We start from the raw sequence: 13524 nt of genomic DNA, 5'->3' as shown, positions 1-13524 counted from the left end.
GGTGAAAATTATTAAGCGATAGAGCTGTCGAATAAATAGAGATTAATGATGCTCTACATTGACGAATAAACAAAATAATAGTAGCATTCGAAATGAGGTGAGGTAGAATGAATCCCCTTGTTGAATTTTGCGTGAGCAATTTAGCAAACGGCTCTCAAGATACATTTGAAGCGTTAGAAAAAGATCCAAACATAGATGTGTTGGAATATGGCTGTTTAAGCTATTGTACAAGATGTTCAGAATCGCTTTATGCGCTTGTTAATGGCGAAATGGTAGAAGGCGAAACGCCGGAAGAACTGACTAAGAACATTTATCAATTCATAGAAGAAAATCCTTTATTCTAAGGAATGTTCTAGTGAGGCGGATAAATAGGGGTTATGAATCGAAGTGGAATTAACTTCGCTTTCCGCGGGCGAGCGTCGAGCCTCCTCGCTTCGCTGCGGGGTCTCGTCTGTCTCGCTATCCCGCAGGAGTCTACGTTAATTCCCCTTCTTTTATTCAAATTACCATTGCATTACCTAAAACTAATGCGAGAAGCGCCAGTGTCACTAACCATTATTCTTAATACAGTTTTATTTCAATACGAAGAAGGGACTTTCTGGTGTTATCCACAGAAAGTCCCTTCTTTTTTAATTTAGTTAATTCCCGACCCATTCAATCAATGTGTCTACTGTGAATGTAGGACGCAATTCTTTTTTCTTTACGTCGTCTGTTCGGGAAACGCCGGTATTGACATGTAATGTATCGATTCCATACTGGATGCCACACATCATGTCTGTATCATAATTGTCGCCAATCATAATCATATCTTCTTTTTGTAGGTCAAAACTAGTACGTATGAGCTCAAGCATATTGCTTGCTGGTTTACCTATATAGAGGGGTTCGACGCCAGTTACTGTATGCACCATTTCGGCAAGTGCACCGTTTCCTGGTGCAAATCCTCTTTCAGTTGGATATTTTACATCAGGGTTAGTCACGACAAAGGATGCGCCATTTTGTATATCAAAACAGATATCTGCCAGCATATGATAGGTTAGTTCTGTATTCATACCTTGTGCAACTACATCCGGTTGTTCAGTGACTACTTCAACCCCCTCATCAAGTAAGGCTTGTTTTAAGCCATCTCCACCTAAAACTTTTGCAGTTTTTTGGGGATAAGCTGTTGCAATGTATTTTGCTGTCGCAATTGCTGAGGTCATAATCCGGTCAATGCTTGTTTCGATACCCATTTTTTTAAGTTTCTCTTGTACTTGAGCAGCAGTCATATTTGCATTATTTGTGGCATAAAAAGGCTCAATGCCTTTTTCCTTTAAATACGAAATAAAGGTCTTCGAATCCTCAATTACCTCTTTTCCTCTGTACACCGTTCCATCAAGGTCAAATATATACGCTAAATAGGATTTCATTTTACTCTTCACCTTCCGGGATAAAAGCAGTCACAGGGCCTAACTCATTTGTTAAGTAATCTTTCACCTTTGGAGAAAATTCTTTAATAGCAGCCAAGTTCTTTGTCAATACATTGACTACTTCTTCGTCGATTACATCTAAAATATCGCGTACAAGTCCACGACGCAAGCCAATCAGTTCTTTCAACGGCTCGTCCATCTCAGAGGTAATAACTGATTCGTCCACTAAAATATCTATAATATCCTCATAACTGCCTGGATCTCGCATAATAAATCCATCAATCATGCTATTACCCACATCGATAATCGCCTCAATCAATATATTGGCAATGCGTTCAACTGCTAAACGGTGTACGCGGTCCTCTAGCCAATCATTACTTTGTTCGTAAGTAGTGATTAGCTCTTCCATATATTCTAGGTTTTTCACAATTTTTTTTCGGTCAACAAAATACACTGTAAAGCCTCCAGTCACATGTTTAAGGTTGATAGTTTGTCCTCTTCTATAGTACCATAATTTTTAGGATTGGAAGGGGCTGCGTTCACATGGAAAGATTTTTCTTATACGATGATTTGGAAGAAACCCAAACAAGATTCGTCAGCTTTATGGGCGAAAATCAACGTTATGACTTAGCAATTATGCAAAGCGGACGTTTTTACGGTAAATTGCTCGTTCTTGATATGCAATATAGCCGCTTTGCTATTTTGGGTAGTGATGATTTGGATGAACCCGGCTATATAGAAGCGGTTTATAACCGTCCGCCTGAAGAGGCTCAAGAACTACGCGAATATTTATATGAATTAATCGGTTAAAAAAACAACGCTGGGGCAATTTACTGCTCCTGCGTTGTTTTTGGTTGTTCTTCCTCTATAGTTACCTCTTCTTGATTCGGCTCTGCATTGGCTATTTCTTCCGTTTTCTTAGCTTTGCCCATTTTCTTTAAGACAAAGTAAGCACAGCCAAAGTTGCAGTACTCATATAAATAATCCTGCAATGTGCTAATGCGTGTATCAAAATTAGCTTTTTGATTTTTATCTTCGTAAAAACCTTTTAAGCGAAGCTGTCCATAGCCCCAATCACCAACAATATAATCATATTTGGTTAGAATCTCGCTATAGCGGCTATCAAAATCTTCTTGCTTAAATCCTTCTTTATGGTTTTCAATTAAATCATACATCCATTGGTCCGCTATAATCATGTAAGCTCACCCTCCATTCTTATAAGGTGATTACGCTTGCTCGCCAAGTGCTTGTTTTTCCTTTGTCGCTGCATTTACTTGCTCATCTGCATGGTAGCTACTGCGTACAAGCGGGCCAGCCTCACAATGTTTGAATCCTTTAGACATTGCAATTTTGCGTAGTTTGCCGAATTCTATTGGTGAATAGTACTTCTTCACAGGCAAATGTTTTTTTGTCGGCTGCAAATATTGGCCAATTGTCATGATATCAACATCATTGGCACGTAAATCATCCATTACTTCAATTATTTCTTCTTCTGTTTCACCAAGTCCGATCATAAGTGAAGATTTTGTCGGAATTTCTGGTTGCATTTCTTTTGCACGACGCAAAAATTCTAAAGAACGTTCATATGTAGCACGGGCACGAACTCTTGGAGATAATCGACGCACTGTTTCGATATTGTGATTTAAAATATCTGGCTTTGCATCCATTAGAATTTGCAAGTTCTCCTTCACACCGCCCATATCAGATGGCAATACTTCAATAGAGGTGAAAGGATTTTTACGGCGAATTGCTCTTACCGTCTCCGCTAATACACCTGCTCCTCCATCTTTCAAATCATCACGTGCTACCACTGTAATAACAGCATGTTTTAGGTTCATCAGCTGTACAGAGTCTGCTACGCGCTCTGGCTCTGCTAAGTCTAATTCATTCGGAAGACCTGTTTTAACAGCGCAAAAACGGCATGCTCTCGTACAAACATCTCCTAGGATCATGAATGTAGCTGTACGGCGTTCTCCCCAGCATTCGTGAATGTTCGGGCATCTCGCTTCTTCACAAACTGTGTGAAGATTCTTCTCGCGCATTAATTTTTTAAGACCTTTATATTCATCATTGGTATTTAACTTGATTTTTAGCCAATCCGGTTTTCGAATGTGCTCTTCCTTTGTCGGTTTACATGTGGTCATGATGTAATCCCATCCCTTCATAAAAAAAATAATCATCCCTGTTGTCAATTTATCATAACCAGTGCATTCAGACAACCGCGTCTAGGTTAATATAGCATTTATTGGATTTATTCAACTATAATTCGTCATCATAATCCTAATCCCTAGTGTGCATTTTCATTTTGCTCTTTATTTTTGTTTCCTTCTGTAGGTAAAGGTACTTCGACTGAAGGGGATGTGCTGCCGTCTTTTGAATAGACATTCGGAACACCACCTTTAATTAACGTGGCTGCTACCGGATTTGTCTGCTCGACGATGGCTGATTTGCTGGCAAATGGTACAATGATTTGTACATTGACTTTCGTTTTAACACTGAGTTCTACGTATGCATTATTTATACCAAATTCTTTAATATTTCTTTCTACATCTACATTTACATGGCCGACTATATGAAAACGAATCGGAATTTTGGGACCTAAGTTGCCAAGCATTGGCATGCCTGTGGCTAACCCAAGGGGTACATAAAAAATAATTCCTCCATCCTTTTGCATGGCATCCACATCATATTCAATATTGTCAGCTTTCGGCAAATGATCTAAATTTCCACTTTCTGCTTCTTCTAAATAAGACTGCACTAGTTTATATTTTTCTGAAATGATTCGGTTGATAGCTGCAGTATCTAATTTTGTATCTGTCATGCTTGAATCTCCATTACTATCAGGATCGACCTTTTCGATAATATCATAATTATTTTGTTCACCATCTTTATCGGCATAAATAGCTTGGCTAATTACATAAGACGCAATGCTATTGGTCTCAGCTTCCGCATATTGTAAAAAGATAGGCATCAGGCGAACATTTATTATATAAAAGAAAAGAAGCACACAGCCTACAATGCTTCCCAGCACTACGGGCAAAAAGCGAGACCGTTTTACCACAAATAATTTCTTTCTTTTCTTCATTAAGCGCAAAAAGATACCTCCTAATCACTTATATGACTAGGAGGTATTTATTATTCAATATCAGGGACAAATGCATCGTCTATTGATTCGACAAATACTTCTGGACAGTCTTCGAGCAGTAGCTCATAAGTTGCCTTCACCATCCTGCCGCTTTCTTCAAAAATCCGCAGCCATGGACGTTCAGGATTGTCCTTATATTGCTTGCAGACAATTCCTCTTCTGCCGTCTGACAAAAGTAGAACTGTGCCATTTGGATAATAGGCGACCGACCGCCGAAAAGCCTCAACCACCTGTTCATCATACAATGTGCCACTGCCTTTTTTAATAATCTCTACGCCATGCGATGGCATCATCTTTTCTCGATAAACCCGGTTGGAGGTCACTGCATCAAAGACATCTGCTACAGCTATTATTTTTGCGTAGGGATGGATTTCAAAATTTAATAGGCCACGAGGATAGCCACTACCATCCAATCTCTCGTGATGCTGAAATGCACAATGCGCTGATAACAGGGAAATCGTATGTAAGTTTCGAAGCAAGTCAAACCCAAATTGGGCATGCTGCTTCATTGTTTCATATTCTTGATCTGACAGCCTGTCCGGTTTTGAAAGTATGGTCTGTGGGATCATCATCTTTCCAACGTCATGCAAAATGGCCCCAATGCCAATTTGGCGTAATTCTGTTGCACTGTAATTCATCTCTTTTGCAATAGCGATTGAATAGATCGCAACTTGCATAGAGTGCTGGTAAATATAATGATCGTAGAGGAAAGCATCACTTAATACAGTAAGAACCTCGCGACTTTTCATGATATTATCAAGCAAATCATCAATAATGCCCACAAAGTGCTTCGATTCCTGGTCTAAGCAATAGGTCATTTCCTTCCCTTTTACATTTTTCAATTTATTAAATGAGGAGGAGATTTGGGTGACTGCTTTTAAACGCATATCAATAGGAATAGCTTCTTCTATTTCAATATTGGAGGAAATCTCATCATCAATATAGACATAGTGAATATTCAACTGTTGCAGCCGCTTAATCATAGGTTCAGATACCTTTGCACCTTTTTGCAATAGTGGTCTATTCGCCTCATTCCAAATTGTTCTGCCAATAATCATACCTGCTTTTAAAACTGTAGTTGTTATCAACCGCATGGCTTTTTCCCCATTCTTTCAAAGTCAATCTAATTAAAATAATACTTATTTGACTACTTTTTTTCCATATAAAATCAGAATATCACGTAAGAATTGTGGTAACAAGTATGTTTTAGGCAACTTTTTGAACTCCGGAAAGAAAAATCCAAATGTAAACATATCCAACGTTGCCAGCTTGTATACCTGATGATCATTGGCTTTTTCTCCATTTATATACAATTGGCCATTTTGCAGAGAACATCCGTATGTTAACATTTTGCCAAGAACGACTCCTCGAAACCCTAGGCCTTTCAACTCATTATAGGGCCACTGGATAGATTGATCTATCAGCTCTAATGATTGTTTTAATTCATTCCCGCTAATTTCGATCACACAAGCGTTGATGGGATGTGGCAAACATTGATGTACTTCAAATGCAGTTACCTCACCCTTAGGCAAATCACGTAGAAAAATCCCTGCATTAAACAAAGCACAATCTGCTTGTGAGAATTCTAATAAAGCTTCTGCAAAATAACGGGATAGCGCAGAATGATGGAACCATTCCTTGTTTAAATATTTTTCTGCTACAAAGACAGGATAATTCAACAAGCTCTTTCCTTCTTCTATCAGCTTTGTATTAAATAATTTCTCATCTTTTACAGCTGTCAGCTCTGTTGTAGGCTGTAGTTCAGTATCTTTTCTCTCCATTTTTTGAAGGCTTTGATTATAAGTGATTTCTGTATGACCTACATAAGTTCCATACTTTCCGCCGCCCGTTAACAATGTTTTGCCCACTACTTTTCCTTGTTGAAGAACATGGTGGGTGTGTGAGCCAAAAATAACATCGATTTTAGGGCATAGCACTGCAAGCTGTTCATCCATATGAATGCCTAAGTGAGACATGCAAAGAACAAGATCCACTTCTGAATGAATCGTCTCAACCGTATCTTGCAAAGACTTCAATGGCTCATCTATCGACCATCCAAGCGGCTCATAATACGTTTTAAATTCAGCTGTAGCAGCTACTACCCCTATTTTTGTACCATGTGCTGTTTGATAAATGGTATATGGCTTTACCCAGCTAGGTGTCTGACCATCGAGTTTCAAATTGCCCACAATAACATCAAATTGGGCATTATTGTATAAACTATTTAATCCATCCTTTGAGAGAGTTATGCCTTCATTATTTCCAATTGTTACTGCATCATAATGAGCATTATTTAACAGTTTGACATTCCCCTGGCCCAGTGTAGCTTCAGTATAAATATGCGAACGATCAATAAAATCGCCGATATCTAAGATAAAGCAGCTCTCCCCTTTTTCCTCATGTAGCTTCTTTTGTTTTGTTAAAAACGCTTCCGTTCTTGGCCAATAATCCAGATGGCTATGCACATCATTTGTATGGTATATATGAATAGTCTCTAACATGCAAGCACCTCTCTAATTCCCGACAATTCCTTCATAAATTGAATGAATTCCGAGAAGTAATAATATAATTCTTAATAATACGACGAGCATTTTTGAATCAATCTTTTTATTTAATGCTGCTCCTATTTTTGCCCCTATATAGGCGCCCGGAACCACTGGCAGCACGTAAAGCCAAGGAACATGACCAAGGTAAATATGGCTGGCAGAGTTAATGATTGATGAAAGAAATACCATAAACATGGAAGTCGCAATCGCAACATGTGGCGGAAACAAAAATAAAATAATCATTGCTGGAACAATCATCGAACCGCCTCCGATGCCAAATAACCCCGAGGCAAAGCCAATAAGAAACGTTAAGGAAACAGCAAACCACAATGGATAGCCATACTCATAGCTTTTACCATCAACCTCATCTACAAAGATCCGCTTCTTGCCATGTTGTACAAACCATTGAACAGGCTTCATATAGTCTCGAAAAAGAAGGATGGCTGCTAAAACAATCAACAATATACCAAAGTATAAATTAAACGACGGCAGATTGATTCCTTTATTAACATACGCACCTAGTATAGTACCGGGCGCACTTCCTATAAAAAATATTAACCCACTTTTATAATCCACCGTTTTTGATTTCATATACGACAAAGTAGAAGATAATCCGGTCGCAATCATCATTACCACAGAAAGACCAACCACTTTTTGGGGCGTCAAATCTGTAAGCATTCCGGTTGAGGAACTGATGAATAAGGCAGCTGGCACCAAAATAGCACCGCCGCCAAGTCCTACAAGCGCACCAATGATTCCTGAACAAACACCAATGACTGCCAATAATACATATGCCATTCGTTACTCTCCTTCAAAAAGATCCAATTGTTTTGGAGATAGATCTTCAAATTCGATGCCTAGCATCTCCTTTAGTGTATGCGCATTTTTCGCTGCATGATGGCCTGAGTTGTTATTAAATAATACATACACTTCTTTGCATTGCTGCTGCAAATCTTCCACAGCTTCTTTCAATTGAAGCAATTCCTCTTGATTGTAATCATACAGAAAGCGCACTTTTCTCCACTGCTCATTATTGCCTGGATTTCTCCAGCCATAAATATTTCTGCCATGTATGCGTAGCAATACCTTATCGGCTGTAGCGACAGGAACGAGAGGAACAGAACCTACGCCTGCTTGCGGCTCATCACACACTGTATGGCAAAGATGTTCCTGTTTTAAAAATTGAAGCGTATTATCACGCCATTTTTCGCTATACCATGTCTGATTTCGAAATTCGATGGCTATAGGAAAGTCCTTCAGCTGCTGTTTCACATAGCGGATATAGTCAACATTGCTCTTTTTACAATCAAACCATGGTGGAAATTGAACTAAAACTAGCGCCAATTTCCCTGCCTCTCGAAATGTTTGCGCTGCCTCTTTAAAAGCACTGAACATCTCCTCCTTGCTTTCAAAAGGTATGTCGTCACGCAAATGCCCTGTCATCCCTTGATATGCCTTCACCACAAATTGAAAATGCTCTGGTGTCTCCGCAATCCATTTTTCGATATTATGTTTAGAAGGAATCGCATAAAAAGATGTGTCCACTTCAACAATGGGAAAATGGCTGCTATAATCATATAATTTGTCCTTGGAAGAACCTTTAGAACGATACAAACTTGGGTGGTCTCCCCAACCAGTTAAACCAATTTTAATCATATTTCCCCTCCTAAACTTTCTTTCCTATCATATCATAGGGCTGTTTACGAATTATATTAATTCAACCAGTAGCCCCAATTTATCTTGGAAGCAATCTAGCATACTCCATCTTGCTCCTCACCTCCTGGTAGTTTTATGAATTTACCCTTTTTTCCAAAGGGATAAAAACTTCAATTTTGTTTACATTTTATTATTTAAGGTATGTAAGAAGTAGAGGTTCACAGTACGAAAAAAAACTAGAGGAGCGATTCATCTAATGAACAATTGGTACACAGCATTAAAAGATTATTTTCCTGAAAGTGAATTAAAGTCGAAAGAACACTTTGATAAGCTTTTAGCTGATAAAGGAGAGTTTTACAAAGTTGAAGAAGGTCCTAATTTCGTTCTCGTATACTTTGAAAAAGAAGATTTCGTATTTGTCGATTTTATCTTGGTATACAGTGGAGGCAGAAGCAAGGGAACCGGAAGTAAGGTACTAAATCACCTAAAGCAGAAAAAGAAACCTATTATCCTCGAAGTAGAACCAGTTTCAGCCGACTCCCCCGATACTAGAAAACGTGTCCGCTTTTACGAGAAATCTGGATTTAGGAGAATGAATGATGTGGAATATACGCGGATCCATCCCGTCACAAAAGAGGTAATTGATTTGGACCTATTCTACTGGTCTCCAACAATTAAATCACCGCGTTGGGCTATCGACACAATGGAAACTGTTTACAAAGAGATTCACAGCTATCATTCTGAGGAAATATACGGTGCACCCCCTCAAGCTGTAGAAGATATTCTCTCATTAAAAGAAGATAACTATCGCCAAGCAAAATAACATATATCTTATTTTAAAAGTCCTTGCATCAAAATATTATTAATAAATATCCAAAATAGATAAAAAAGGGTTTGTTATTTCTATCTAAGGGAATATGGTGAAGACTAAAGACAAAGGAGGGATTCACTTGGAACATGTTAAAGCAATTTTTATTAAGTTCGTCATGATTGCAGTCGTTTTGGGAATTGTTCTTTCAGGTATTTACGATGGAGATATTGGCAATACGATTCTAATTAGTGTGGTCCTTACAATCGTAGCCTATGTCCTTGGTGATTTGCTTATTTTCCGCAAAGCTAGCGACAATCATGAACCTAATGCAGATCAAGTAAAAAGAAATACGATTGCTACTATTTCAGATGCTGTTTTAGCATTCTTGGTCGTTTGGCTTATGGGACGTGAACTTTTCAACAACGATGTAAATATCGTACAAGCTTCTCTTATCTCAGCGATTATTATTGCAGTAGGTGAATGGTTCTTCCATAAATATCTTGATCGTCAGGTATTTGAAGAGAAACATCATCACGTAACAACATAGAAAAATCTATGTATGCAAGTGCACCCCAAAAATTAGAGTGAGATCTAATTCTTGGGGTGTTTTAATATGGGCGTATTATCAGTATAAGTCCCCTCATTATTTAGCAATGAGATACTCAAGCTTCTAGATTCATCAATTAAAATGGCCGTAATAATTAATATTGCACCAATCATCATGCGTCCAGTCAGGACTTCATGTAAAAAGAGGACAGACAATATCATCCCCAAAAAAGAGTCTGTAGATAAAATAATAGCTGCTTTTGTAGCAGTAGTAAATTGATGTGCAACGTTTTGAAGAACATAAGCGATCGTTCTTCTTAATTTTGTATTGAGTCTAAATATTTAATAGTTTGATGGTAAGTCATCACACAACCGAACTGGAATATAAATAACATATTGCATATTAAATACTAGGCGTTCTTTATATATTTCTTAAATTCTATTTAATTATTTAATAAACAGTCCCGAATTCGATGTCATTACAATGATTTTTAAATAGTTCTCCAATTGTCATTCCATCGACTTGTGCTATTTTAATAAATTTATTGATATCATGTGTGTAATCACATAATTCTTCTGAATCTAATATTAATGATCGACCGTCCTGAAAGTTTGGAATAAAGTATTCTTTATTTTTATAAGTAAATTCAATTTCATGTCCAATTTCTAGGAGTTGCATAAGTGTTTCGAATGTAGCGTTTTCTTAATCGTATGTTTGTTCTTCTTTCATTTGATCGCCTCCTATTAGCCTGAATGTATTCCTACCTAGCCTTTATATTGACTTTTCAAAAGCAAAGTGAGATGTATTTCGTGAAATTATAAAAAATAAACTAAGTGCTAACATAATACCTATACTTGAAAAAATCAAAGCCACTGCCTGTACTTTCCACCACTCGGCAAGCATGCCTATACAAAAGGTAAATGTGATTTGAAGTATACTTTGAACAAGGCTTAATGTGCTACTAAATCGGCCCATCAGATTCGTCGGTATTGTTTTTTGAAAAAATGTATCATACCCTGTATTGCTAAATGCCATAGAAAAACCAAGTGCCATAAGGCTAATCACAGCAAAGCGGATGGAGTGTGATGCGTAAAAAGAAAAATAACTAAAGAGAGTAAGGGTCAGGCCGCATCTAATATACAAGCTGTATGAAAAGCGTTTTGCAGCAGCTGCTGCCATCCCTCCTCCTAAAATAGCTCCAACGCCCGCCATCGTTACTGTTATGCCATATTGGCTATCAGATGCTAACAAGTACTGTTTAATAAATGTCATTTCCTGCGAATCTAGAGCGAAAGCTATCATCAATGCAAGAGAATAGAATATAAAAAATAGAAGATAGGGCAGCTTTTTTCTACAATATTCCCATACATGCTTAAAATCTTTCCATATCAGATGCACTGTTATTCTTTCGCGTTCTTCATCCGTCACATGTTCAGTGTTAGGTAATAAAAAGATAAGCCATGCACAAACAAAAAATGATAAGCCATTTATCCACATGGCAACTGATGTATTCGTCGCACCTATGATGATTCCTGCGAGCGCTGGTCCCAGCATAAAAGAGCCAGAACCGATAGTACTATTAATCGCATTGAAGCGTTGTTTATCCTGATCATTGACTAATTTTGCAATGAGGACTGTACTGCTAGGAGCAAAAAAACAACTTGCAATATTAGCAATCCCAATGAACAGATAGATCAACCAAACGGATTGTGCAAAAGGCATTAGACAAACAATGATGCCTCGCACAATATCTCCAGATGATGATACGTCTTTTATTATGACGGTCAATAAATGTCCCGGCGAAAAAATTACAAAAGATACGAGCTACCGGACCTACAATAAAGAGCCCAGACACGGCTGCTGGTGAATGAGTTAGATGCCATACTGATAAGTTTAAAGCAATTAAATAAATCCAGTTGCCTAAATTAGAAATTCCAAATCCGGTTAAGATTAATAGATAGTTTCTGTTTAACGCCATTGCCTCTCCCCCTTAATGACTCAATAAACATCGAGACTTTTCACTTGCTTTAAAAGCTCTACGATAACAAGCACTTGCAGGTTTATAGGCTTGTAGACGCTCATAAAATGTTGCCCAAAGGGGGACATAAAACAGTATTAGCTCTAAATGATTCTGTTCATCAAAATAAATAAAGGCACGTCGTTCGACATCTTGCAGTCGCTCCAAAGTATGCTCTTCTGGATGCAATGCCATAGATAATAGCTCCCATTGATAGAGATGATGGCCAATTGAAAAACGATCTTGTGGATAGTGATCGAATAGCAAGCTAAGCGTCTCAAAATCATTTGCTCTATAACTCGCCCGCATCCAATTGACAACGGTATGTAAATCTTCTTGATAGTCATTGGCTTTCTGGTAATGTTGCTGGGCACGCTCATAATCTCCCTGACTCTCAAAACAGAATGCAATATTATTCATTAATGAGCTGTATTGTCGTGCTGTCTGAATTTCTTGTACATAGCTCAACAAATTCATACCAGCCTCAAATTCTTTCATTGCTTCGCCATAGCGGCCAAGTGCATTCAAAATTACACCTTTCATGGAATACAGCTTTAATTGAAAGAGTGGCTTGTAGCAATGAGTAAATGATTGATCTGCTCTTTCAACATACGTTAAAGCTTGTTGAAATGCATAAGCTCGGTGTGCGGCGAATGCTAAATGGTAATCATAATTAGCTAATTCAAATTGGTTTGTGGTAAGCAATAAATGACGTAAATGCAGCTTATCTTCTCGTTCTAAAATCGCGCTATAATTCATAGTCGATAAATAAAAGTATGTAGAAGTTCCAATATACATTTGGGTATCCCTGTCCTGCTGCCAGGAAATAAATGTTTCGATCTTTTGCAATTGGTCCTCCCCTTCTTTTAAATGATCTAATGAAAGGAGATAACGAATATAGACAAGTTTAGCTCGTAATTGCAATGTTTGATGCAATTCATTCGACTGCCAGGATACTAAGTCATTCAATTCTTGATCGGTTAATGTTTGATTTGAAAGAAGCTTTTCATAAAAATTCTCTAGTTGTATATTCACCTGTTTTACTTGTTTTTGCTCTGTTATAAAATCAATGCCAAGACGCTCAAATAACATGTTATAAACATTCTCGTCAGCTATCACAACTTCATTTTCTATTCGGCTCAAATAAGAAGCTGTACATATCCCAATCGCTAAATCATCTTGCTTTAGTCCTTGCATTTGCCTGTGATATTTAATGAGTTTCCCCCAATATTTCTCTTTATCCATTTGTCGTCACCCCTTATAATATAGTGTAACAAAAAGAGATATTTAAATATTGTGTAAATGAAGATTACAATCGATACTTAAGCATAAAAGCTGGACCCACTTACACAATCGTAATAGAAAATAAAAAAGACCACATACTGAGGTGGTCCCT

Annotated in this window: 16 protein-coding genes; 4 read left to right on the top strand and 12 right to left on the bottom strand. The window is 37.8% G+C overall.

Annotated features, from left to right (window positions below; translation table 11 throughout):
• Positions 1–107 precede the first annotated feature (107 nt).
• A complete protein-coding gene (locus F0527_RS12390; RefSeq protein ID WP_066789217.1) occupies positions 108–344 on the top strand; it encodes a YuzB family protein in 237 nt (78 codons plus the stop codon).
• Positions 345–638: 294 nt separating this feature from the next.
• Here the strand turns inward: F0527_RS12390 and F0527_RS12385 are convergent, their stop codons facing one another.
• Both F0527_RS12385 and hepT read right to left on the bottom strand, forming a co-directional pair.
• A complete protein-coding gene (locus F0527_RS12385; RefSeq protein ID WP_066789219.1) occupies positions 639–1406 on the bottom strand; it encodes a TIGR01457 family HAD-type hydrolase in 768 nt (255 codons plus the stop codon).
• Between the two features lies 1 nt (position 1407).
• Positions 1408–1860 (bottom strand): type VII toxin-antitoxin system HepT family RNase toxin, encoded by a 453-nt coding sequence (gene hepT / locus F0527_RS12380; protein ID WP_147196420.1) that lies wholly within the window; start codon positions 1858–1860, stop codon positions 1408–1410.
• Between the two features lie 89 nt (positions 1861–1949).
• Between hepT and F0527_RS12375 the strand changes: the two genes are divergently transcribed.
• Positions 1950–2216: a DUF3055 domain-containing protein gene (locus F0527_RS12375; protein WP_066789222.1), complete on the top strand. Its 267-nt coding sequence runs from the start codon at positions 1950–1952 to the stop codon at positions 2214–2216.
• 20 nt (positions 2217–2236) lie between these two features.
• On the opposite strand, the gene F0527_RS12370 is transcribed toward F0527_RS12375, so the two are convergent.
• The 7 genes from F0527_RS12370 to F0527_RS12340 all read right to left on the bottom strand — a co-directional run bounded on the left by F0527_RS12370 (position 2237) and on the right by F0527_RS12340 (position 8753).
• Entirely contained in the window at positions 2237–2602 is a 366-nt protein-coding gene (locus F0527_RS12370) for a YutD family protein (RefSeq protein ID WP_150285100.1), read from the bottom strand.
• A gap of 30 nt (positions 2603–2632) precedes the next feature.
• A complete protein-coding gene (gene lipA / locus F0527_RS12365; protein WP_066789228.1) occupies positions 2633–3550 on the bottom strand; it encodes a lipoyl synthase in 918 nt (305 codons plus the stop codon).
• Between the two features lie 143 nt (positions 3551–3693).
• Entirely contained in the window at positions 3694–4491 is a 798-nt protein-coding gene (gene yunB / locus F0527_RS12360) for a sporulation protein YunB (protein ID WP_150285143.1), read from the bottom strand.
• Between the two features lie 50 nt (positions 4492–4541).
• Positions 4542–5645, bottom strand: a complete 1104-nt coding sequence (locus tag F0527_RS12355) for an HD-GYP domain-containing protein (protein WP_150285099.1) — start codon at positions 5643–5645, stop codon at positions 4542–4544.
• Between the two features lie 45 nt (positions 5646–5690).
• Entirely contained in the window at positions 5691–7052 is a 1362-nt protein-coding gene (locus F0527_RS12350; RefSeq protein ID WP_150285098.1) for a bifunctional metallophosphatase/5'-nucleotidase, read from the bottom strand.
• Positions 7053–7064: 12 nt separating this feature from the next.
• Positions 7065–7895, bottom strand: a complete 831-nt coding sequence (locus F0527_RS12345; protein ID WP_066789239.1) for a sulfite exporter TauE/SafE family protein — start codon at positions 7893–7895, stop codon at positions 7065–7067.
• Between the two features lie 3 nt (positions 7896–7898).
• A complete protein-coding gene (locus F0527_RS12340; RefSeq protein ID WP_150285097.1) occupies positions 7899–8753 on the bottom strand; it encodes a DUF72 domain-containing protein in 855 nt (284 codons plus the stop codon).
• Positions 8754–9009: 256 nt separating this feature from the next.
• Here F0527_RS12340 and F0527_RS12335 point away from each other — a divergent pair, with 256 nt between their 5' ends.
• Together F0527_RS12335 and F0527_RS12330 are read left to right on the top strand one after the other, a co-directional pair.
• Positions 9010–9576: a GNAT family N-acetyltransferase gene (locus tag F0527_RS12335; protein ID WP_150285096.1), complete on the top strand. Its 567-nt coding sequence runs from the start codon at positions 9010–9012 to the stop codon at positions 9574–9576.
• Positions 9577–9703: 127 nt separating this feature from the next.
• Positions 9704–10111: a YndM family protein gene (locus F0527_RS12330; RefSeq protein ID WP_150285095.1), complete on the top strand. Its 408-nt coding sequence runs from the start codon at positions 9704–9706 to the stop codon at positions 10109–10111.
• Between the two features lie 44 nt (positions 10112–10155).
• Here F0527_RS12330 and F0527_RS12325 read toward each other — a convergent pair whose 3' ends face one another.
• The 3 genes from F0527_RS12325 to F0527_RS12315 form a co-directional block, all read right to left on the bottom strand.
• Entirely contained in the window at positions 10156–10419 is a 264-nt protein-coding gene (locus tag F0527_RS12325; RefSeq protein ID WP_223823602.1) for an EamA family transporter, read from the bottom strand.
• A 463-nt stretch (positions 10420–10882) separates the two neighbouring features.
• Positions 10883–11899 (bottom strand): MFS transporter, encoded by a 1017-nt coding sequence (locus F0527_RS12320; protein WP_223823598.1) that lies wholly within the window; start codon positions 11897–11899, stop codon positions 10883–10885.
• 202 nt (positions 11900–12101) lie between these two features.
• The gene (locus tag F0527_RS12315; RefSeq protein ID WP_150285094.1) at positions 12102–13373 is read right to left on the bottom strand and encodes a helix-turn-helix domain-containing protein; all 1272 of its coding nucleotides are present in this window, start codon (positions 13371–13373) and stop codon (positions 12102–12104) included.
• Between the last annotated feature and the right edge of the window lie 151 nt (positions 13374–13524).

The sequence above is a fragment of the Rummeliibacillus sp. TYF-LIM-RU47 genome, from assembly GCF_008638315.1.
Lineage (GTDB): Bacteria > Bacillota > Bacilli > Bacillales_A > Planococcaceae > Rummeliibacillus > Rummeliibacillus stabekisii.
Note: the sequence above shows the minus strand (reverse complement) of the source record. Positions and strands in the feature narration are given on the sequence as shown.